The organism is Sphingomonas sp. (assembly GCF_041661885.1).
Lineage (GTDB): Bacteria > Pseudomonadota > Alphaproteobacteria > Sphingomonadales > Sphingomonadaceae > Sphingomonas.
The window spans coordinates 24237-46130 of the sequence record NZ_JBAZTL010000009.1 but is presented as its reverse complement, the minus strand read 5'-3'; the positions used below and the strand labels follow the sequence as shown (position 1 = coordinate 46130).

At 64.5% G+C, this 21894-nt stretch carries 20 protein-coding genes and 1 pseudogene; 6 read left to right on the top strand and 15 right to left on the bottom strand.

Features of this window, described 5'->3' with window-relative positions; all coding sequences use genetic code 11:
• Entirely contained in the window at window positions 1-2028 is a 2028-nt protein-coding gene (locus WC704_RS15885) for an acyltransferase family protein (RefSeq protein WP_372891643.1), read from the bottom strand.
• Between the two features lie 179 nt (window positions 2029-2207).
• On the opposite strand from WC704_RS15885, the gene WC704_RS15880 reads away from it, so the two are divergent.
• From WC704_RS15880 to WC704_RS15870, 3 genes are read left to right on the top strand one after another with little or no spacing between them, the layout of a single operon-like run.
• Complete coding sequence (locus tag WC704_RS15880; protein ID WP_372891641.1) at window positions 2208-3257, top strand: NAD-dependent epimerase/dehydratase family protein; 1050 nt, start codon at window positions 2208-2210, stop codon at window positions 3255-3257.
• Window positions 3254-4507 carry a glycosyltransferase gene (locus WC704_RS15875; RefSeq protein WP_372891638.1) on the top strand — a complete coding sequence of 418 codons (1254 nt, stop codon included), beginning with the start codon at window positions 3254-3256 and terminating at the stop codon, window positions 4505-4507. The genes WC704_RS15880 and WC704_RS15875 overlap by 4 nt, the downstream gene beginning before the upstream one ends.
• Before the next feature lie 30 nt (window positions 4508-4537).
• Window positions 4538-5290: an FkbM family methyltransferase gene (locus WC704_RS15870; RefSeq protein ID WP_372891636.1), complete on the top strand. Its 753-nt coding sequence runs from the start codon at window positions 4538-4540 to the stop codon at window positions 5288-5290.
• Window positions 5291-5308: 18 nt separating this feature from the next.
• Here WC704_RS15870 and WC704_RS15865 read toward each other — a convergent pair whose 3' ends face one another.
• The 14 genes and pseudogenes from WC704_RS15865 to WC704_RS15800 all read right to left on the bottom strand — a co-directional run bounded on the left by WC704_RS15865 (window position 5309) and on the right by WC704_RS15800 (window position 18475).
• Window positions 5309-6076, bottom strand: a complete 768-nt coding sequence (locus tag WC704_RS15865) for a DUF268 domain-containing protein (protein WP_372891634.1) — start codon at window positions 6074-6076, stop codon at window positions 5309-5311.
• Between the two features lie 51 nt (window positions 6077-6127).
• Window positions 6128-7072 (bottom strand): GDP-L-fucose synthase family protein, encoded by a 945-nt coding sequence (locus WC704_RS15860; RefSeq protein WP_372891632.1) that lies wholly within the window; start codon window positions 7070-7072, stop codon window positions 6128-6130.
• Between the two features lie 5 nt (window positions 7073-7077).
• Window positions 7078-8178, bottom strand: a complete 1101-nt coding sequence (gene gmd / locus WC704_RS15855) for a GDP-mannose 4,6-dehydratase (protein WP_372891630.1) — start codon at window positions 8176-8178, stop codon at window positions 7078-7080.
• Between the two features lie 44 nt (window positions 8179-8222).
• A complete protein-coding gene (locus tag WC704_RS15850; protein WP_372891628.1) occupies window positions 8223-9260 on the bottom strand; it encodes an NAD-dependent epimerase/dehydratase family protein in 1038 nt (345 codons plus the stop codon).
• 18 nt (window positions 9261-9278) lie between these two features.
• Window positions 9279-10577 (bottom strand): UDP-N-acetyl-D-mannosamine dehydrogenase, encoded by a 1299-nt coding sequence (wecC, locus tag WC704_RS15845; protein ID WP_372891626.1) that lies wholly within the window; start codon window positions 10575-10577, stop codon window positions 9279-9281.
• On the bottom strand, window positions 10561-11691 hold the full coding sequence (wecB, locus tag WC704_RS15840) for a non-hydrolyzing UDP-N-acetylglucosamine 2-epimerase (protein ID WP_372891624.1): 1131 nt from the start codon (window positions 11689-11691) through the stop codon (window positions 10561-10563). Before wecB ends, wecC begins: the two co-directional genes overlap by 17 nt.
• A 35-nt stretch (window positions 11692-11726) precedes the next feature.
• Window positions 11727-12476 carry a ThiF family adenylyltransferase gene (locus WC704_RS15835; RefSeq protein WP_372891622.1) on the bottom strand — a complete coding sequence of 250 codons (750 nt, stop codon included), beginning with the start codon at window positions 12474-12476 and terminating at the stop codon, window positions 11727-11729.
• A gap of 8 nt (window positions 12477-12484) precedes the next feature.
• Window positions 12485-12865 carry a hypothetical protein gene (locus WC704_RS15830; protein WP_372891620.1) on the bottom strand — a complete coding sequence of 127 codons (381 nt, stop codon included), beginning with the start codon at window positions 12863-12865 and terminating at the stop codon, window positions 12485-12487.
• Window positions 12862-13308, bottom strand: a complete 447-nt coding sequence (gene dut / locus WC704_RS15825; protein WP_372891618.1) for a dUTP diphosphatase — start codon at window positions 13306-13308, stop codon at window positions 12862-12864. Before dut ends, WC704_RS15830 begins: the two co-directional genes overlap by 4 nt.
• A gap of 43 nt (window positions 13309-13351) precedes the next feature.
• Entirely contained in the window at window positions 13352-13690 is a 339-nt protein-coding gene (locus tag WC704_RS15820) for a hypothetical protein (RefSeq protein ID WP_372891616.1), read from the bottom strand.
• Between the two features lie 77 nt (window positions 13691-13767).
• Window positions 13768-14936: pseudogene (gene coaBC, locus WC704_RS15815) on the bottom strand (bifunctional phosphopantothenoylcysteine decarboxylase/phosphopantothenate--cysteine ligase CoaBC).
• Complete coding sequence (locus tag WC704_RS15810) at window positions 14933-16051, bottom strand: hypothetical protein (RefSeq protein ID WP_372891614.1); 1119 nt, start codon at window positions 16049-16051, stop codon at window positions 14933-14935. Before WC704_RS15810 ends, coaBC begins: the two are co-directional and overlap by 4 nt.
• The gene (gene ubiB / locus WC704_RS15805) at window positions 16048-17583 is read right to left on the bottom strand and encodes a 2-polyprenylphenol 6-hydroxylase (protein ID WP_372891612.1); all 1536 of its coding nucleotides are present in this window, start codon (window positions 17581-17583) and stop codon (window positions 16048-16050) included. The genes WC704_RS15810 and ubiB overlap by 4 nt, the downstream gene beginning before the upstream one ends.
• 130 nt (window positions 17584-17713) lie before the next feature.
• Window positions 17714-18475 (bottom strand): class I SAM-dependent methyltransferase, encoded by a 762-nt coding sequence (locus WC704_RS15800; protein WP_372891610.1) that lies wholly within the window; start codon window positions 18473-18475, stop codon window positions 17714-17716.
• A gap of 213 nt (window positions 18476-18688) precedes the next feature.
• Here WC704_RS15800 and mutM point away from each other — a divergent pair, with 213 nt between their 5' ends.
• The 3 genes from mutM (at window position 18689) to dnaA (ending at window position 21727) form a co-directional block, all read left to right on the top strand.
• Window positions 18689-19498 (top strand): bifunctional DNA-formamidopyrimidine glycosylase/DNA-(apurinic or apyrimidinic site) lyase, encoded by an 810-nt coding sequence (mutM, locus tag WC704_RS15795; RefSeq protein WP_372891608.1) that lies wholly within the window; start codon window positions 18689-18691, stop codon window positions 19496-19498.
• Window positions 19499-19590: 92 nt separating this feature from the next.
• A complete protein-coding gene (gene rpsT / locus WC704_RS15790; protein ID WP_033966658.1) occupies window positions 19591-19854 on the top strand; it encodes a 30S ribosomal protein S20 in 264 nt (87 codons plus the stop codon).
• 505 nt (window positions 19855-20359) lie between these two features.
• Window positions 20360-21727 carry a chromosomal replication initiator protein DnaA gene (dnaA, locus tag WC704_RS15785; RefSeq protein WP_372891717.1) on the top strand — a complete coding sequence of 456 codons (1368 nt, stop codon included), beginning with the start codon at window positions 20360-20362 and terminating at the stop codon, window positions 21725-21727.
• The last annotated feature ends 167 nt before the right edge of the window (window positions 21728-21894 follow it).

The window sequence follows — 21894 nt, the reverse complement described above, 5'->3', positions numbered from 1 at the left end:
TCAGTGCTCGGTAACCGATCGATCCAGCAGGCTGCCCCAAACCTTTACGGAGCGCGGCGCGGCTGCGGTCGATGCGGCAACGTGGACGGTATCGGAATAAGCGATCCGGCTATCGCTCACAACGGGGCAGATCGTCGCGGAGCACAAGATATCGCGTGGGTCGAGCACAGTCGCCGTCGGATGTCGCGCAACCGTGTCGCGAAGGATGGCGTTAACTCGGCTTGCCATCCTGTCGAAGTCGTCGCGGCGCATGGCGCAGACGGTCGCACCCAACCGCTGCACGCACGCGGCGGGCGAGCGCACGAAGCGCGGCGATTGCAGGACCACGATCGAGCGTAGCTTCCAGTGGTCGAGCATCGTCAAACTGTTGTCGAGGCCGCGCGCCAATGCCGCAAGCGAGGCGGGGATGTCCTTTGCGCTAACGTCGAAAGTCAGCGGCGTTGGCGGCAACCCTGTCGGCGTATCGCCCCCCTCGCGTGCCAGCCAATTGGCGGCAAGGATGACAACGGTTGACGGGCTGTCCTGCTGGGCAAGTCGCTGTGCGACGGCGGCGTTGAGCGCAACGCATTCGGCATAGGGCGCGGTTCGTTCATTAACTGCTCCTGGCCGCACGCTCAGCAGCGGAGGACAATTGGCGACCGTAAGCTGTTCAATACGCCAGTCGTGGTGCCGATCTTGCCACTGGTCAAGGGCGGGGCGCCATTGATTGGCAAAGGAATCTCCCCACAGGACAATGCGCGGGTGCCCGGCTTGGCCAAGGCATTTTGGGGGCACCACTACCTTTTCGGTGCTTCCTTCAAGGCGCAGGCAAGTGCTCGTGCGCTTCGGGACATCGGTCAGCGCGGCAGCAATCATCGGATCGCTATTCAGTAGCCCGAAACGCGCGGCCCCATATACGCCGCCCGACAAAAGAATCAGCGCGAACCCTGCGGCCAGCCCGGCGATAACGGATTTTGCCGGGCCCACCCGGCGGGAGAAGCCGAATCGGACCGGCTTTTCCACCCATGCTACGGTGGGGTAGGACAGCAGGAGCGATCCCAGCACACACGCCGCGCGCAACTCCGGGGAGGGTGTGCCTACGGAAAGGATATTGGCAAAGGCGAGTAATGGCCAGTGCCATAGATACCACGCATAGGAGACACGACCGATCGATATGAGCGGTGCCGTCGCCAGTACGCGCGCCACCGGCGTGCGGGAATCTCCCCCCCCCCCCCAGATCAACAGGCACGTACCGATCGTTGGCAGCAAGGCGAGGGGGAAGGGGAAGCTGCCGCTCTCGCGGATCACGACATAGCCAACCAATACCAATGCCACCCCGACGAACCCGGCAAGCCCGAGCCACACGCGTGCGACATCGCGCGGTCGCAGCAAGGCCAGCGCAGACCCAAGGCCCAATTCCCACGCGCGCGTGAAGGGCAAATAAAAGGCCGCGGCGGGGTGCGAGGCGTTGATCGCGATGCAGCTCAGCAAGGACGCAACCGTAATCGCCAGCACCGCCGCGAGGCAGCGACTGCGCAGCGAGGCGAAGCGATCCGGCAAGCGCATCGCCGCGATCATCAGCAAGGGCCACACCAGATAATATTGCTCTTCCACCGCGAGCGACCACATGTGCAACAACGGCAGCGTGGCGGTATCGGGCGCGAAGTAAGTGTCGGTGACGAACAGGAAATAGAGGTTGGCGACAAAGCCGACGCTCGCGATTACCGATTTGGCAAGACTGTGAATCTCGTACAAGGCGGGCGAGAGCAGCAGCAGGCCAGCCAGCAAGGTGATGGCCACAACCAGCAACAATGCCGGGAAAATCCGCGCGATCCGGCGGCCATAAAAGCGCAGAATGCTGATCTGCCCACTCGCTTCCAATTCGGTAAATAACGTGCCGGTAATGAGAAAACCGGAGATGACAAAAAATACGTCAACCCCGGCGAACCCGCCCAGGAAGAGCGTGGCACCTGCATGGAACAGCACGACGGGGATGATAGCGACCGCGCGCAGGCCATCGATATCGCGACGATAGGAACGGTGATCCATTGGCCCCCCGGATGCAAGCTTCCGTGCTTTAGGGGCAGCTTGGGGCAATTCAACCGCGCATCCGGCGCGCGGGCAAATCCCGCGGTCCTGTTGCAGCAATTTGCGGTGCTCGAATCGCCTTGTGTTGTTGTTGCGCAGCAGCAATAGCTTTGACAGCTTCATCCAGACCGTAGGTTCCCATGAAAAAAGCGCTCGTCACCGGTTCTTCTGGTCTCATCGGCTCGGAGGTCGTCTCGCGGCTCGCGGCCGATGGATGGCGCGTTGTCGGGGTCGACAACAATATGCGGGCGGATTTCTTTGGTCCCGGTGGCGACACGCGCTGGAACCAGGCGCGGCTGATCGACACTTATGCCTCATTCGAACATGCCGAGCTCGACATTCGGGATCGCAAGGGCGTTGATACGTTGATCGCCGCGCTCAAGCCCGATGCGATCGTACATTGCGCGGCACAGCCGAGCCACGATCTCGCCGCCTCGCGTCCGTTTGACGATTTTGATACCAATGCGGTCGGCACGCTCAACCTGCTGGAGGCCGCGCGCCAGCATTGCGCGGAAAGCCCGTTCGTCCACATGAGCACCAACAAGGTGTATGGTGATGCGCCCAACGAGATCGCGCTGACCGAATTGGAAACGCGCTGGGACTATGCCGACCCGGCCTATGCCGAGGGTATTGCCGAGGATTTCCGCATCGATCGCAGCAAGCATTCGATCTTCGGCGCGTCCAAGGTCGCCGCCGACGTAATGGTACAGGAATATGGCCGCTATTTCGGTATGCCGACCTGCGCGCTGCGTGGGGGCTGTCTGACCGGCCCGAGCCATAGCGGCGTCGAGCTGCACGGCTTTCTCAGCTATCTCGTGCGCGCCAATGCTGAGGGCAAATTGTACCGGATCTTCGGCTACAAGGGCAAACAGGTCCGCGACAACATCCACAGTTTTGACGTGGGCGAATTCATTGTCCGCTTCATCGACAAGCCGCGCAGCGGGGAGGTGTACAATCTCGGCGGCGGCAAGGACAATTCGGTGTCGATCCTGGAGGCATTCAAGATCGCCGAGGCGGTGAGCGGCAAGGCGATGGTGTCCGAATATGTCGACCAGAACCGCGCGGGCGACCACATTTGCTATTATTCCGACCTCGCCAAGATCAAGGCGCATTATCCGGGGTGGGAGATTACCAAATCGGTCGGCGTGACGATCCAGGAAATCCACGAAGCGCAAGCGCGGCGCGGGTGACGGCGGCTGTCGGCGATATGCTATCGAGCGAAACAGTTCAGGATATGGTCGACGGGAAGCACGTCGATCCCGCGCGTCTGCCGCGCCTGCTCTATGTTGGCGAGGTGCCGATCGAGAACAGCTATCACGGTTCCAGTCTGCTATATCGCCTGCTGTTGAACTATCCCGTCGAACGGCTACGGATTGTCGAGGTGGCGCACGCTTCGCTTCCCGAACGCAGGCTTGCAGGGGTTGATTATCGGTACGCGCCGGAAACGCTGTCGCGGATCAAGCGTACACGCTGGGCGCAAATTGCGGGCAGCGTGGCGTTGTTGACGGAGACCTGGCGCGTTGGCGCGGTACGCAAGGCGATCGGCCCGTTCGAAGCGGATGCGGTGTTGACCGTGACGCACGGCAATGCGTGGATTAACGCCGCGACGATTGCGCGGGAGCGGGGGCTTCCGCTGCACCTCATCTGCCATGACGAATGGGCGCGAACGCAACTGACGCTGCCGCAATTGGAGCCCTGGAAGCAAAAGGTGTTCGCGCGCCTTTATCGCCAGGCCAGCACCCGCCTGTGCGTTTCCCCGGCGATGGCCGATGATTATAGCGCTCTTTACGGTGCGCCTGGAACGATTCTGTATCCCGCTCGATCTTATCAGGCTCCGGTCTATCGCGGGGTTTCGCCCCGGCTGATGTCGGGGGCGGGTGGGCGCACTTTCGCCTTTGCAGGGTCGATGAACACCATCGGCATGGTCGCGGCCAACGCCCGGCTCGCTGCCGTGCTCGCCCCGTTGGGGGGCAAGTTGGTGATCTATGGCCCGGCAACGCGCGAGACGCAGCCCGAACTCGACTTGCCCAATATCGAATTTCGCGGTTTGCTGACACCCAATGCGCTAAGCGATGCCTTGCGCACGGAGATTGATTATCTGTTCCTGCCGATGTGGTCGGAACCGAAATATCACGACAATATGCGCCTCTCCTTTCCCAGCAAGTTGACCGATTATTGCAATGTCGGCTTGCCGATCCTCGCCACTGGCCCCGATTATTGCTCGGCAGTGCAGTGGGAACGGAGCTACCCCGGCGTCGCGGCGGTCATCACCGACGAAACGCCGGAAGCGCTGAGGACGGCAGTCACGCGCCTGTTCGAGGATCGCCCACGGACGCTCGCGCTGGCGGAACGAGCAAAAGCGGTCGGCGACCAACTTTTCCATCCCCGCGCGGCCGAAGAAACCTTTTTCTCGGCGCTACAGCGCGGCGCAACGGCGTGAGCCGGCGCGCTATCATCTTGGAGACACGTGATGCGTAAGCAGGCCAAAAGTGTTTTGGAGCTTGGCCGCTCCTTGGGCTTCGCCGTTTCGCGCGGCCTTCAGGCGAAATTGTCGGGGCAAGCAACGATTTCGGCGACGTGCCAAATCCCGCAGCTTCGGGAGAAATACAGCGCGCTGGGCCTGGCACCCGATACGGGTGTTTTCGTGGAAGTCGGCGCATTTGACGGGGAAACCTGGTCGAACACGTCGTTTCTTGCGGATCAGGGGTGGCGCGGCGTCTATGTTGAACCGATCCCCGCTTATCACGCGCGCGCGCGGGCGCGCCACCTGTTCAATCGCGTGGTTGCCGAGAATGTCGGTATTGCCGACACCGCTGGCACCGCAGAGATCAGCGTGATGGGCCCGCTTTCGACCATGAACGCGCCGACTGCGGAACTCTATAACACCATCAGTTGGGCGCAGGACGCGTCTCGGGCCGCAACGTCGCAGTCAATCCGTACCGACCGACTGGAGACGGTTTTTCAACGCAATGCGATCCCGCACCGTTTCGATTTGATGGTGATCGATGTCGAGGGGGGCGAGCAAGCGATTGTCGCGACGTTGCTGCAAAGCGCGTGGCGTCCACGCGTGATGATCGTCGAGCTGATCGATCGGCACAGCGATTTTGAAGGCGACGCGTCGTTGCAGACATCGCATCGTGAAGTGCGCGCCAGCCTGCTGGCGAACGGCTATCGCGAGTTTTACGCCGATTCGATCAATACGATCTTCACTCTGGAAGCCTGAGGCTTCGCGCAAGGCTGACTATTGGTCAGCCTTGCGCAGCGTATAAATGCCGCAACCATAATCGAGCGCGGCGGCATCCTCGACCTTGGCGGAGACGTGCAACGCGCCAGCGTCATCGACATAGTCGAAGCGCTCGAGTGTAAAGCGACCGTCCGCCCATTCCAGCGGTTCGCCCGGCGCGAAGACGCGGTGCGCGTTGAATTCGACGCGGGATCGCCCGACCGGGAAGCTTAGATAGAATACGCCGCCCGGCGCAACCAAGGCGGCGATCGCGTCGAAGCCCTTGCGGTGACCGTTGACGTCGATGCTGTCGGTATAGCGGCCCAGCCCGAAATGTTCGAGCGCGTGCAGGCAACTGACCGAGGGATAGCGCGCCTGCAATTCGGGTTGCGGCTGCATGAGATCGGCCTGGACGAAGCGGATATTGGCGTGCGCGGTCGGTGGCAGCGGGCGGATGTCGAGCACGTCGATCGCCCGGAACGTGGCGACATGTGCAACGAACCCGTCGATGCGCGAGGCTACGTCCAGATGCGCGTCGGGATTGGCGGTATAGATGAATTGCGCCACCAGCAAATCCTGATGGAAATAATGGCCCGAGGCCGAGCCCGAACTGTCGTGATAATCCCCCAGAATCGGCCATAGTCGCTCGACCGTGCCGCCTTGCGCCCGAAACGCCTGCAATTCGCGCCAATAACGCGGGAAATAGCGGGCATTGGCCAAGGCCTTCGGGTCAAGGCCGGTGACACGCTGCAGGAAACGGGCACTGCGTTTTAGGGCTTTTTTCATGAAGGGCATCCGTAGAAAAATGAGGGCATGACCTTAGGCAACGTCAGTATTTCAGGCGGATGCGCGGTGCTCCAGGAACCAGTCATACACCTCCGCCAGCCCGCGCTGCATCGGGATTGACGGTTTCCAGCCCAGGCCCTGCAGCCGCGTGGTGTCGATCAGCTTGCGCGGCGTGCCGTCGGGGCGCGTCGCGTCGAACACCAGCGTGCCCGGAAAGCCGACCGCCGCGCTCACCATATGCGCAAGCTCGGCGATGCTGAATTCCTCGCCCGTGCCGATATTGACGAAATCTTCGGCCGAATAGGTCTGCGCCAGGAACACCAGCGCGTCGGCGAGATCGTCGACATGCAGGAATTCGCGCAGTGGCGTGCCGCTGCCCCATACCGTCATCTCGGCGGCGCCCGCCAGCTTCGCTTCATGCGCCTTGCGCAGCAGCGCGGGCAGGACATGGCTCGATTCGAGATCGAAATTGTCGAATGGGCCGTACAGGTTGGTCGGCTGCGCGGAAATGAAGTCACAGCCATATTGGCGGCGATAGGCGGCGCACAGCTTCAACCCGGCGATCTTGGCGATGGCATACCATTCGTTGGTCGGCTCGAGCGGCCCGGTCAGCAGCGCGCTTTCGGGGATCGGTTGCGGCGCCATCTTGGGGAAGATGCACGACGAGCCGAGGAACACCAGCTTGGCGACCCTGGCGCGGCGCGCGCCTTCGATCACGTTGGCCTCGATCATCAGATTGTCGTAGAGGAACTCACCCGGAAACGCGTTGTTCGCGGCAATCCCGCCGACCTTGGCGGCGGCGAGGAAGATCAGGTCGATTTTCGCTTCGTCCAGCCAGGCGAAGGTCGCTGCCTGGTCGCGCAAATCGATCCGGCGCTCGGGCGAGACGATCGTGCAGCCTTCCCCGGCCAGCCGCCGCACGATCGCGCGCCCGACCATGCCGCGCTCGCCCGCAACCCAGACGCGCTTGTTCTCAAGGGAGAAGGGGACGGTCATGCGGTTCAGCCCTTGATCGCATAAAGCGAGGCGGGGCGCTCTTCGTCGGGGCGGCGCTGCGCGGCCTCGCGCGCGATGACCTTCAAATCCTCGCGCACCATTTCCGCGCACAATTCGCCGAGCGTGGTGGTCGCTTCCCAGCCGAGCACGCGCTTGGCCTTGGCGGGATTGCCGATCAGCAAATCGACTTCGGTCGGGCGGAAATAGCGCGGATCAACCTTGACCAGCGTCTTGCCGGTCTTGGCGCAGACGCCGACCTCATCGACGCCTTCGCCGCTCCACGAAATCTGCGTGTCGACCTCGGCAAAGGCGAGTTCGACGAACGAGCGCACGGTTTGCGTAACGCCCGTCGCCAGCACGAAATCGTCGCCCTTAGGCTGTTGCACGATCCGCCACATGCCCTCGACATAATCGCGCGCATGGCCCCAGTCGCGCTTGGCGTCAAGATTGCCGAGCCACAGCATATCCTGATGGCCAAGGTGGATCGCCGCGACGGCGCGGGTGATCTTGCGGGTGACGAAGGTCTCGCCGCGCAGCGGGCTTTCATGGTTGAACAGGATGCCGTTGGAGGCGTGCATTCCATAGGCCTCACGGTAATTCACCGTGATCCAATAGGCGTACATCTTGGCGGCGGCATAAGGTGAGCGCGGGTAGAAGGGCGTGGTTTCCGACTGCGGCACTTCCTGCACCAGCCCGTACAGCTCCGACGTCGACGCCTGATAGATGCGCGTGGTCTCGGTCATCTTCAGCAGCCGGATCGCCTCGAGCAGGCGCAGCGTACCGATGCCGTCGGCATTGGCGGTATATTCGGGGGTTTCGAAACTGACTTGAACATGGCTCATCGCCGCCAGATTGTAGATTTCGTCGGGCCGGGTTTCCTGGACGATCCGCGTCAAATTCATCGAATCGGTCATGTCGCCATAATGCAGGTGCAACCGCGCGCCGAGTTCGTGCGGGTCCTGATAGAGATGGTCGATCCGGCCGGTATTGAACGAGGACGAACGTCGCTTGATGCCGTGGACTTCATAGCCCTTGGCGAGCAGCAGTTCGGCAAGATAGGCCCCGTCCTGCCCGGTGATCCCGGTGATCAGCGCGGTCTTCGTCATCTACATGTCCCCGGCATATGAAGCCCGAGCCATAGCAGCCTGTCCTAGCCAGTCCAGTGCTGCGTTTGCGAAGATCCGTGCTCTTTGTAACCGCGATACCATTCCACAAAGCGCGGTACGCCGACATCGATCGGCGTGGTCGGCGCGAAGCCAAGGTCGTGCTGGATCGCGCTGATGTCGGCGAAGGTATCCTGCATGTCGCCCGGCTGCATCGGCGCGTTGATGCGGATCGCGGGCTTGCCGCACGCCGCCTCGATCAGGTCGATCAGCCGGTCGAGCCGCTCCGAGCGGTGGTTGCCGATATTGTAGAGCCGGTGCGGGGCCGGGCTGCCGCCGGCCTTGATGCTGCCGTCGTCCGCAGGCGGATGGTCGAGGCAGGCGATGATCCCGGCGACGATATCGTCGATATAGGTAAAATCGCGCCGCATATCGCCGTTGTTGAACACCTGAATCGGGCGACCTTCGAGGATCGCGCTGGTGAACAGCCACATTGCCATGTCGGGCCGCCCCCACGGCCCGTAGACCGTGAAGAAGCGCAACCCCGTTTGCGGCAGGCGATAGAGATGCGCGTAGGTTTCGCTCATCAACTCGTCGGCGCGCTTGGTTGCTGCATAGAGCGACAAGGGTCGGTCGGCGCGGTCATCGACCTTGAACGGGACGTTCGCATCGCCGCCATAGATGGAGGAGGACGACGCATAAACGAGATGCGCGACGCCGCGCTGCCGCCCGAGTTCGAGCAGGTTGAGGTGCCCTGCGATGTTCGAATGGATATAGGCCCGCGGATTGTCGATCGAATAGCGCACCCCGGCTTGGGCCCCGAGATGGACGATGCGGGAAAAGTGCGCCGACCCGAGCGCGGCATCGAGCACGGCATGATCGGCGAAATCGACGCGGTGCAGCGTGAAGCGGCCGTCTGCCTCTGCCGCAATCGCCGCGACGCGCGCTTCCTTCAGGCTGACGGGATAATAATCGTTGAAATTATCGATGCCGATGACGTGCTCACCCCGCGCCAGCAGCGCGCGCGCGACGTGCATACCGATGAACCCGGCGACACCGGTGACGAGGATGGGATCGGTCGACATGGCGTTCCCTATCAGGCCTTAGCTGGCGAGGCGCAACGCTTCCGTGCGAGCAGGCGCGCGCGGCTGATCGGGCCAGATGCCGCGCGTGTCATAGACGATCTTGTCGGCGCGCTCATCGACCGGCACCGATTTGAACACATCATGGTCGACCAGCACGATCATGATACCGCATGTCTCGATCGCGGTATCGATGTCGGTCAGCGTCGCACCAGTGCCGTCAAACGCAGCGGGCAGGGCGCGGGTATAAGGCTCGACCACGTCGAGCCGATCGCCGAAGCGCTGCGCGAGTGCGGTCGCCACCTTGAGTGCGGGGCTCTCGCGGAAATCGTCGATATTGGCCTTGAAGGCGAGGCCCAGACAGGCGACGCGCGCGCCCGGATGCGCCGCGACCATCGCCTCGGCGCGCTCGACGACATAGTCGATCTTGGCGTCATTCACTTCGCGCGCGGTGCGGATCAGCGGGGTGTTGTCGCGATCGGCATGAACCAGGAACCACGGATCGACCGCGATGCAATGCCCGCCGACGCCGGGGCCGGGCGAGAGGATGTTGACGCGCGGGTGGCGGTTGGCGAGGCGGATCACCTCCCACACATCGACCTCCATCGTGTCGGCGACGCGGCTCAGTTCATTGGCGAAGGCGATGTTGACGTCGCGAAACGCGTTTTCGGTCAGCTTGGTCATCTCCGCCGCGCGCGCGGTGGTGGTGACGCACGCGCCGCGCACGAAGCGGCGGTAGAATTGCAGCGCTTTCCGCGCACAACGCGGGGTGATGCCGCCGATCACACGGTCATTGTCGATCAGCTCGACCAGAATGCGCCCCGGCAAAACGCGCTCGGGGCAATAGGCGATGGCAATGTCGGCGCTCTCGCCGGTCTTGCCGGGCACCTTCAGATCGGGCCGCAATTGCGCGAGCAAGTCGCGCACCTTCTCGGTCGTGCCGACGGGGGAGGTCGATTCGAGGATGATGACATCGCCTGCCTTCAGCACGGCGGCAATGGTGGTCGCGGCGCGCAGGACATAGCCGATATTGGGCGCATGATCGTCGGCAAAGGGCGTCGGCACTGCGATGACGAACACATCGGCGGGTTCGATCTGTGTCGCCGCACGCAAGGTGCCACGCGCGACCACGCCCGAGACGAGGCCGTCGAGATCGACTTCCTCGATATGGATTTTGCCCGAATTGACCGTTTCGACGACATGTTCCGACACGTCGATGCCGAGCACCTTGGCACCCGTGCGCGCGATCACGGCGGCGGTCGGCAGGCCGATATAGCCCAGCCCGACCACGACAACCTTCAGTTCAGCATCCGAAACCATCGGCGATTACCTTTGCGATCCTGCCGGACGCATGGCCGTCGCCGAACGGATTGTGGGCGCGTGCCATGTCCTGGTACGCGCCCTTGTCGTCGAGGAGGGTTGATATTTCGGAAACGATCCGCTCGGGATCGGTGCCAATCAGCTTGGCGGTGCCTGCCGCTACGCCTTCGGGGCGTTCGGTCGTCTCGCGCATCACAAGCACGGGCTTGGCAAGCGCGGGCGCTTCCTCCTGCACGCCGCCCGAATCGGTCAGCGCGATGTCGCACAGCTCCAGCGCGCGGATAAAGTGGGGGTAATCGAGCGGATCGATCCGCGCGATGTTGGACCGGTCGCCCAGCACGCGGTTCATCGCCTCCACCACATTGGGGTTGGGGTGCATCGGGAACAGGATCGCCACGTCATCGCGCGCGGCGATGCGGGCGAGCGCGTGCGCGATATTGTCCATGCCGCCACCGAAATTCTCGCGCCGGTGGGTGGTGACCAGGATGATGCGCTTGCCCGCGAAACGCTGCGCAATACCGTCGAGCCCGCTGGCGAGCGTGGGGTCGGCGGCGAGCTTGGCGCGTGTTGCGTAGAGCGCATCGATCACGGTGTTGCCGGTGACGTGGATCGTCGCGGGGGCGATATTTTCGCGGCGCAGTGCGTCGGCGGCGGTCTCGGTCGGCGCGAAATGCTGGTCTGCGATCGGCGCGACGATCCGGCGGTTCACTTCCTCGGGCCAGGGCTGGTAAATGTCGCCCGAGCGCAAGCCCGCCTCGACATGGCTGACCGGCACCTTGCGATAATATGCCGCCAGCGCACCGACCATCGCAGTGGCGGTGTCGCCCTGCACCATCACCCGGTCGGGCTTTTCGGCATCCATCACATCGCCAAGCCCGATCAGCAGCCGCGCGGTCAGGCGGTCGAGCGTCTGGCCCGGCTCCATCAGGTCGAGATCGATATCGGGGCGCAGATTGGCGATGCTGAGCACTTGGTCGAGCAGCCCGCGATGCTGCGCGGTCACGCAGGTGCGCACATCAAGGCCACCCTGCGCCTTGAGCGCCGCAACCACGGGAAAGAGTTTGATCGCTTCGGGCCGGGTGCCGAAGATAACGAGGATGCGCGGAGAGGTCATGGCAGGCGCATAGCGCGCGCTCCCTTAAAACCCCGCTAACCGCATCCCTTGCATCCCGGATCCTTGGGCAATGCGATCGTGCGGAAGCGAAAGGCGAGCGCATCGATCAGCAGCAGCTTACCCGCGCTGTCATCACCGAACCCCACCACGCTGCGCATCGCCTCCAGCGCGGCGAGGCTGCCCATCACCCCGGTCATCGCGCCCAGCACGCCCTGTTCGGCGCAACTGTCGCCCGCCTGATCGACCGCGCCGCCGACGAAGCAGCGATAGCACGGCTTGTCCGCCTCCCAGCCGCGAAACACGCCGAGCTGCCCCTCGAACTGCCCGACTGCGGACGAGACAAGCGGGATGCGCAGGCCGTGTGCGGCGTCGGCGACGGCCAGACGTGTCGCGAAACTGTCGGTGCCGTCGATCACGACGTCCGCTCCGCCAAGCAGGCACGCGGCATTGTCCGGGGTCAACCGTTCTGCGCGTTGGTCGATCAGGACGTGCGGGTTGATCCGGCGTGCGGCTTGCGCCGCCGCTGCGACCTTGCCCGCGCCGATATCGGCATCGCCGAACAACGTCTGGCGTTGCAGGTTGGACAGATCGACCGTGTCATCGTCGATCAGCACCAGCCGCCCGACGCCTACGGCGGCCAGATATTGAATCGCCGGGCTACCAATGCCGCCTGCGCCGACAAACGCGATCGACGCGGCTTTCAGCCGCATCTGCCCCGCGCCGCCAACCTCGCGCAGCACGATGTGGCGGGCGTAACGGTTCAGTTCCTCGTCGGAGAGCGTCACCAAGGGTCTCAGGCGTTCCATTCGAACACGATCGTCGCGCGATACCAGGCATCGACTGCGCCGGGCCGCATCGGCAAATTGCCGCGCGCGAAACCGGTGACGAGGCCCGCCGCATATTGCTCGACCGTCGGGCAGGCGATGGCGTGCGGCATCGTGCGGCGGACCGTCCCGTCGGCGGCGACCAGCGTGGCGACATCGACGCGGACGACATAATGGCCGTCGGCGGGCTTGGGCACGGTGCAACGTCCGGCGGTGATCTCATTCGCGACGAAGCCTGACAGTTCGGGCGTCACCTTGGGGGCCGCAACATAGGGAATCGGCGCGAGCGCCGACCAGTCGGCGGGGAGGGCGGGCAATTCTGCCGCCTGAAGCAAAAGCAGCGCGATCATCGTCCGGTCGATCCAAAGCCCCCGGAGCCGCGCACCGTGTCGTCGAGCGTCTCCACCACCTCCAGCATCGCGCGTTGTACGGGGGCGGGGACAAGCTGTGCGATCCGGTCGCCGCGCGCAATCGGGAATGGGTCCTGCCCCAGATTGGCGAGAATCACCTTCACTTCGCCGCGATAATCGCTGTCGATCGTGCCCGGCGTGTTGAGGCAGGTGACGCCGTGCTTCAGCGCCAGGCCCGAGCGTGGGCGTACCTGCACCTCATAACCTTCGGGAATGGCGATGGCGAAGCCGCTTGCAATCGCGGCCCGCCCGCCTGGGGCCAGCACGCAATCCTCGGCGGCGACGACATCCATGCCCGCCGCGCCCGCGGTGGCATAAGCGGGCAGGGGCAGGCCCGCGCCATGTGGCAGGCGTTTCAGCGCGATCGTGATCGGGGCAGTCATGATGCGCTCATAGCAAGGCGCATCCGGCCTGTCGAAGGGGGCGTCAGTCGCGGGTCTTGATCGCGCGCAGTTTGAAACCGGTGATCTTGGAGCCGTAATTGCACTGGAACGACCGCTTTTCCTTGCCGTCATCGACCGTGCCCCACACGATGATCCTGGACGGGGTATGTTGTTCGACGTCGATGATGTGGACGGTGCCATAGCGCGTGGCATAGCTGGTGCAGTCGTTGGTGGCGGTCGGCTGCAGATAGGCGTTCGGGACGGGCCGCCCCTTGGCGGAGCGCGCCGCAAGATCGACCGCACCCACGGCCACGCCCGCCACACATCCACCAAGCGCGAGCGATCCGGCGAGCACCCCCGACGCGATCAGAATTCGGACCATCCCGTGCAAACCTTCCCTGCTGATCGGTACGCGGCAACCGGTGCGAGCCTATGCCGCCGGATTCGTCCGCGCAATGGTTACCCCGTGGCGAGCGCCATCATGATGCGGTCGGCCAGCCGCGCAGCGACGGCGTCCTTGGGCAGGCGTTCCCAGCTTTCGACCCCTGCCGCAGTCACGATGTGGACGGTGTTGGCTGCACCGCCCATCACGTCGCCCGACACATCGTTGGCGACGATCCAGTCGGCGCCTTTGCGCGCGCGCTTGGCGGTGGCGTGCTCGATCACGCGTTCGGTTTCCGCTGCGAAGCCAATCAGCAAACGCGGGCGCTGCGTACTGGCACCGAGCGTGGCGAGAATGTCGGGGTTTTCGACGAGCCGCAGCGTCGGCGGTCCGCCCGCGCCTTTCTTGATCTTCTGGCCAGCGCTTTCGACGCGCCAGTCGGCGACGGCGGCGACCATCACCGCAGCATCGACCGGGAGCGCGGCGTCGACCGCTGCGGCCATCTCCCGCGCAGTCTCGACATCGATGCGCGTCACGCCTGGCGGCGTGGGAAGGGTGACCGGCCCCGCCACCAGCGTCACCCGCGCGCCGCGTTCGGCCAGCGCGGCGGCGATCGCAAAGCCCTGTTTGCCCGATGAGCGATTGGCGAGATACCGCACCGGGTCGATCGGTTCATGGGTCGGGCCGGCGGTGACGAGGATGTGGGGGCGGGTCACCCCGCCAACGCCGCCAGGATCGCCGCGAAAATCGCCGGGGGCTCGGGCAGGCGGCCCGGGCCGTATTCGCCGCACGCCATCGCGCCGTCATCGGGTTCCAGCACCGTCACGCCATCGCCGCGCAGCGTGGCGACGTTGCGCCGCGTCGCGGGGTGTTGCCACATGCGCACGTTCATCGCGGGCGCCGCAAGCACGGGCTTGTCGGTCGCCAGCAACAGGGTGGTTGCCAGGTCATCGGCGATACCGGCGGCCATCTTTGCCATCAAATCGGCGGTGGCGGGCGCGATCACAATCAGGTCGGCCTCGCGGCTGAGCTGGATATGGCCCATCTCGACTTCATCCTTCAGGTCCCACAGGCTGGTATGGACCTGATTTTCGGACAAAGCCGCCAGCGTCATCGACGTGACGAAATGCGCGCCGCCATCGGTCAGCACGCACTTCACCGCAATGCCCCCCTTGCGGCACAGCCGGATCAGCTCGCACGCCTTGTAGGCGGCAATGCCGCCGCCGACGATCAGCAGGATCTTCATCGCACCACCCGCGTCACGGTGATCTTGCGGCGCGGGTCCTGCGCGCGCGCGATCAAATCGCGCACGCCATCGGGCGCGAAGGCAAGGCCGATCAGGAGCGTGGGCGCGATCATCAGCCCCCAATAGAAGGTGTCGGCGCGCCCGAACAGGGCCAGCAGCACCGCATAGGCCACCAGGGTCGCAAGCGTGCGCAGGGCAAGCGCGCTGTTCCACGCCGACCAGCCGAACAGCGCAAGGCCAACCAACGGGGCGGCGAGCCACAGGGGTGCCATTGCCAACGCGGTCGAAAGCTGCATCGTCTTCACGAAGAAGCCGAAGCCCAGCAGCCCGGCCCAGCCCGGCGACACGGGATCGGTTTCGCGCACCACGAGCGAGACGGCATGGGCATGTGCGGCGATCACGATCGCGAACACGCCCAACGTCGCGGCCCAGCCGATCGCTTCCTTGCGATTGCCCTCGGCAAAGGCGAACACCGCCATGATCGCGACATAAAGCGCGGCGGTTTCGCGGATCAGCATCGCGATAAGGCCGATGGCGACCGCTTCCACCCATTTGCCGTCGCGACGCACGGCGAGCGACAGCGCGACGAGCAGACCCGCCCAAATCTCATGAAAGCTGGCCAGCTCGCTTTGGACGAAGGCGACCAGGCCGCCCGCGAGCAAGGCCATCGCAATCCCCTGCGGTGCGGGGCGGATAAAAGCCCCGCGCAACCGCCGATACCAGGCGAATACGACACCCGCCACCAGCGCATAGAGGAGGATCAGCATCGTCGTCGGCGGCAGTGTCGCCTGCACGACCGCGAGCGTCGGCAGCCGGAAGGTTACGAACGGACGCATCGGATAATCCCCGCCGCGCAACGCTTGCGCGGCGACCGGATAGTAACTGCCACCACCACGAATGCCCTGGACGATGGTTTCGTAGAGCACGACATCGGCTTGATCGTCGGCACGGTGGGCCGGATCATGGCTGGTCGGCGGCGGCCCCGGGCTGGCCAGCGCGAGCAACGTTGCGAGCAGCAGCAGCGCGAGCAGCGCAAGGCCAAGGCGAGCCCCCTGCGGCTTCAACACGGCAAAGCGCGAGGGCGCCGTGAGCCAGAGGGGCGCGGTGTCCTTCACCCCCAGAGCATCCACCCCAGGCCGAGGCTCGCGCCGGAGCTCAGCAGCGCGACCAACGCATAACGCCAGCCGCCGCCAAAACGCAGCACCTCGATATGCTTGAGCGGCGGCTCGGGCGGTGCGCCGGGCGGATTGGGGAAGCGCCGTTCGATGTTGCGCACCAGATCGGGCAAGCGCGACAGCGTCCGGAAGCCCTCGACCAGCCGGTCGGCCACCGCCGCTTCGGGGCCGAGTTCGGTGCGGATCCATTCGCGCACGAACGGGGCGGCGGCGTCCCACAAATTGATCTCGGGGTCGAGGCTGGTCGCCACGCCCTCCACCATCACCATCGTCTTTTGCAGCAGCAGCAAATGCGGCTGCGTCTGCATGTCAAAATCGCGGGTGATGTTGAACAGGCCGTCGAGCATCATGCCGATCGACATGTCCTTCACCGCCATGCCGCGCATCGGTTCGCCAACCGCGCGCAGCGCCGTCGCGAACTCGGCGACATTGTGGTGCGGCGGCACATAGCCCGCCTCGAAATGAATCTCGGCGACGCGCCGGTAGTTGCCGGTGATGAGCCCGTAGAGAATTTCGGCGAGCCACACCCGCGCGCGCCGGTCGATCCGGCCCATGATGCCAAAGTCGATCGCAGCGATCTTGCCACCCGGCAGCGCGAACAGATTGCCCTGGTGCATGTCGGCATGGAAGAAGCCTTCGGCGATCGCCTGGCGCAGGAAAGCGTGGACGAGCGTGTTGGCCAGCGCCTGCATGTCATAGCCGGCTTCGACCAGCGCCGCGCGGTTGGACAGCTTGATTCCGTCGATCCATTCGAGCGTCAGCACACGGCCGGTGGTGCGCTGCCAATCGATCCTGGGCACGAGAAAATCGGGCTCGGCCATCATCGCATCGGCCAGTTCGGAAGCCGAGGCGGCTTCGCGCCGCAAATCGAGCTCGCGCGCGGTCCAGCGCTTGAACGTCTCGATCACCAGCCGTGGGCGCAGCCGCGACAGTTCGCCGCCCATCGCCTCGACTTGCGCCGCCGCCCATTCATAGGTGTCGATCGCGCGGGTGAAGTCCTCCTCGACGCCGGGGCGCAGCACCTTGATTGCGACGGTGCGGCCATCGGTGGTAACCCCGCGATGGACTTGCGCGATCGACGCCGCGCCGACCGGGACGGGATCGATCGAGGCGAACAAGTCTGCCGGATCACGCTGGAACGCGCGCGTCATCGCGGCGTGGATCGTGTCGTACGGCACGGGGGGCAGCGCGTCCTGCAGCCGCATCAGATCGTCGGACGCCGCTTCGCCGACAATGTCGGGACGCGTCGCCAGCGTCTGGCCGAGCTTGATCGCGGCGGGGCCGATCGCCTGAAACGCATCGGCATAGCGCGGCACGGCGGGGACGCGCGCGCCGATCCGTGCGATCCGCGCGAGGCGACGCACCGGCGTCGGCGTATTGGGATCGCGCTCGATGCCCGAGAGCGCGCCGTGCCGCGCGAGGATGCGACCCCATTTGAGCAGGCGCCACAGGTGGATAACGGGGGCGGTCACTGCCTTCTCCCCTCCCTGGAAGGGAGGGGGTAGGGGGTGGGTCGGCCCGTGGAGAGGACAGCGGTCAGCAACGGGCCAACCCACCCCCAACCCCTCCCTTCCAGGGAGGGGAGAATAACGGCGCTGCCCATCAAATCTTCCACCCGTGGTGGATCGCGACCAGCCCGCCGAGCATCGGCTCGACTCCGGTCTGCACGAAGCCGGCATCGCAGATCATGCCCTCGAACGTCGGCATATCGGGAAAGCGGCGAATCGATTCGATCAGGTAGCGATAGCTGTCGGCATCCTGCGCCAGCAGCTTGCCGAGTTGCGGCACCACCTTGTGCGAATAAACGTCATAAACATCGGCGAAACCGGGCCACAGCGTGGTCGAGAATTCCAGGCAATAGAACCGCCCACCGCGACGCAGCACGCGGTGCGCCTCACGCAGTGCCTTGGGGATGTCGGTTACGTTGCGGATGCCAAAGGCGATCGTATAGGCATCGAAGAATCGGTCGGGGAAGACCAGCGTCTCGGCATTGGCCTCGGTCCATACCAGGCCGTCAATGCCGCGCTTGGCGGCGCGTTCCATGCCGACTTCGAGCATTTGCGGGTTGATGTCGGCGACGGTCACGCTCGCGCCCGATTCGGCCAGGCGGAAGGCGATGTCGCCGGTGCCGCCTGCCATATCGAGGATCTGCTCGCCCGCGCGTGGCTTCACGCGGCGGACGAAGCGATCCTTCCACAGGCGGTGCATCCCGCCCGACATCGCGTCGTTCATGATGTCATAGCTGCGCGCCACGCTGGAAAACACCCCGCCGACGCGCGCGGTTTTTTCGGTGGCGGGAATGTCTTCGTAGCCGAAGGTGACGGTGCCGGGGGCGCTATCGGAGCCGGAATGGGTGTCGGTCATGCCGCACGCTCTAGCCGAGCGAAGCGGCGGCGCAAACCATCGCGTTGCTGCTCCGTCAAATTGCTCCGCGCGTGGCCGAGGAATCTCTTCTTCTCCGCGTCCTCTGCGCCTCTGCGCGAACAAAATTGGTTCGCGCAGAGGCGCAGAGGACGCAGAGACGCAATAGCACGGTAGGCACGTTGACCCCTGGCACCGTTCGGGCAAAAGCGGGGAATGCCCGAATTACCCGAAGTCGAAACCACCGTGCGCGGGCTGCGGCCCGTGCTGGAGGGTCAGCGCATCATATTGGTCCAGCTCCGCCGCCCCGATTTGCGGCGACCCTTTCCGGCTGATCTCGGCCAGCGCCTGACCGGGGCGACGGTTACGGGCCTTTCGCGGCGCGCCAAATATGGGCTGATCGAAACCGATCGCGGTGACACGGTGGTGTTCCACCTCGGCATGTCGGGGCGCTGGCGCATCGACCCTGGCGAGGTGCTGCCGCACGATCACCTGATTCTCGAAACCGCGACACGGCGGCTCGCGCTCAACGACGCGCGGCGCTTCGGCTCGGTCGATTTGCTGGCGACGACCGCGCTCCCCGATTTTCCGGCCTTCAAGGCCTTGGGGCCGGAACCGCTCGGTCCGGATTTGACCGTGGCTTCGCTGCAAGCCGCGCTCGCCGGGCGGGTGGCCTCGATCAAGCTGTTGCTGCTCGACCAGCGAATCGTCGCCGGGCTCGGCAACATCTATGTGTGCGAGGCACTTCATCTCGCCGGCATTTCACCCAAGCGGGGCGGGGGCGAGCTGTCGCATACAGAGCTGGAGCGACTCATCGCGGCGATTCGCGCGGTGTTGCAGTCAGCGATCGAGGCGGGCGGATCAACCTTGCGCGATTATGCGCGGCCCGATGGGGAACTCGGCTATTTCTCCAAGCAATTCGCGGTCTATGGCCGTGAAGGGCAGGCCTGTGGCTGTGGCGGGACGGTGGCGCGCTACGCCGAGGGCGGACGCTCGACATTTTGGTGTCCAAAATGCCAGCGGTGATTGACCGGCACGCGTGTTCTCGCTAAGGCGCACGGCTTCCGGGGTCGGGAGCTTTCTCCCGCCCTTTCTTATTTGCAGAATCAGAGGGCTTCATGGCGAACACGCCACAGGCGAAAAAGCGTATCCGTCGTAACGCCGCGCGGACACTGGTAAACGGCAACCGTACCGGTCGCATCCGGACTTTCGTCAAGAAGGTCGAGAATGCACTGGAAGCGGGTGACAAGGCCGCAGCCACCGCTGCGATGGCGCTGGTCCAGCCCGAGCTGATGCGTGGCGTTGCCAAGGGCGTGCTGCACAAGAACACTGCGAGCCGCAAGTTCTCGCGCCTGACCAAGCGCCTCTCCGCGCTGGCCTGATTCTCGCCGATTTTGCGGTAAAAACGCCCGCTGGATGCAAATCTGGCGGGCTTTTTGTCGTTGGTGTCGCTTTTATCCGATCCCGATCGCGCGTGCATGGAACGTTCCGGGACCGCGCGCACCGCAAAAGATCACAACCCACGGATTCACCGCGATTCGCAAAACCGACACGAAAGTGTCACGAGTGAAATTGTTATATAACAATCACTTATAAGAAATTCGACGCGAATCCGTGGCAGAAACCGAGTCAATCCAGATTATTTCAATAATCTGACAGGGCGAGGCCTTGATCGACTCGCTGCGATCTTCATAACTGACCTCCCAACGCGCAGACCGAGCGTCTCGCGACTCAATTCGAATGGCAACGTCATGCAGGCGGTGATTCCGGCTGTGGGGGGCTTTGTCTGTGTAATTCCGGCGGCGGGGCGAAAGCCATCGCGGCGAAACAAAGGTTTTTGGTGTGGTCGTGACGTTGAACGGGGGGGCGAGCGCGAACGGCACAAACGTGGATGGCGTGCGCGGCGATGATTCCGTCGTGCAGGCCTGGAACACCGTGCGCGCGCATTTGCGCGAATCAGCCGGGGCGCGGTTGTTCGATCAGTGGCTGAAGCCGATGGCGCTGTTGCCGTCCAGCGGTGGCGGTGTGGTGCGGCTGGCGTTGCCGTCGGCGTTTATGACCAATTGGGTCCGCAACCATTATGCCGACCGGCTGCTGCAGGAATTCCGCGCGGTATTGCCGGGCGTGCGCGCCGTGTCGATCGAGACGGGAGCCGCCACGGTTGCGGCCCCGGCGGTGCTGACGGTCGATACGCTCCCCGCGCCGGTCGAAACGCCGGTGGTCGTGGCCGATCGCCCCGCGCTCGACCCGCGCTTCACCTTCGATCGTTTCGTGGTCGATGCGTCCAACATGGTCGCGTACAATGCCGCGCGCGCGTTGGCCGAGCCCGGCGTGCCGCGCTTCAGCCCGCTGTTCCTCCACAGCGGCACCGGGCAGGGCAAGACGCATCTGATGCATGCGATTGGTGCTGCCTATCTTGCGGCGGTGCCCGGTGCGCGCGTGCTGCTGATGTCGGCGGAACGCTTCATGTTCGATTTCGTGCAGGCGCTGCGCAACCGCGACACGCACAGCTTCAAGACGCGGCTGCGCTCGGCTGATCTGCTGCTGGTCGACGATCTGCAGTTCATCGCGGGCAAGGATTCGACGCAGGAAGAGTTCTTCCACACGATCAACGAAGTGATGGGGGCGGGCAAGCGGCTGGTCATCTCGGCCGATCGCTGCCCGCAGGGGCTGGACGGCGTGGAGGCGCGGATCACTTCGCGGCTGTCGTGCGGGCTGGTGGCCGACATCAAGGCACCCGATCTGGCGCTGCGCCGCGCGGTGCTGGCGCGCAAGCTGGTCGACATGCCGGGGGCCAAGGTGCCGGGCGAGGTGCTCGATTTGCTGGCGTCGCGCATCACCGCGAACATTCGCGATCTGGAAGGCGCGCTCAACCGCGTGGTGGCCTATGCACAACTGACCGGGGTCGAGATCGATCTGGATTTCGCGGTGGCGACGCTGGGCGACGTGCTGCGCGGGGCGGAACGTCGCGTGACGATCGACGAGATCCAGAAGGCGGTGTCGGCGCATTTCGAGCTGAAGCCGGTCGATCTGGTCTCGGCGCGGCGCGCGGTGGTGGTGGCACGGCCGCGCCAGATCGCCATGTACCTCGCCAAGCGGCTGACGACGCGCTCGCTGCCCGAGATTGGGCGCAAGTTCGGTGGGCGCGACCATTCGACCGTGATCCACGCGGTGCGTCGGATCGAGGAATTGCGCGACAAGGATCGCGAGATCGACACCGCCGTGCGCTATTTGCTGCGCGAGCTGGAGGGGTAAGGTTTTCCCTCTCCCGCTGGGAGAGAGAATTTTCCGTTAGGCTGGCGTTTCACGATACGGAGAGCAACCCACCCCCAACCCCTCCCTTTCAGGGAGGGGAGACGTGCGCGGCCATCTTCCTCCCCTCCCTGGAAGGGAGGGGCCGGGGGTGGGTCGGCCTGCGGCGG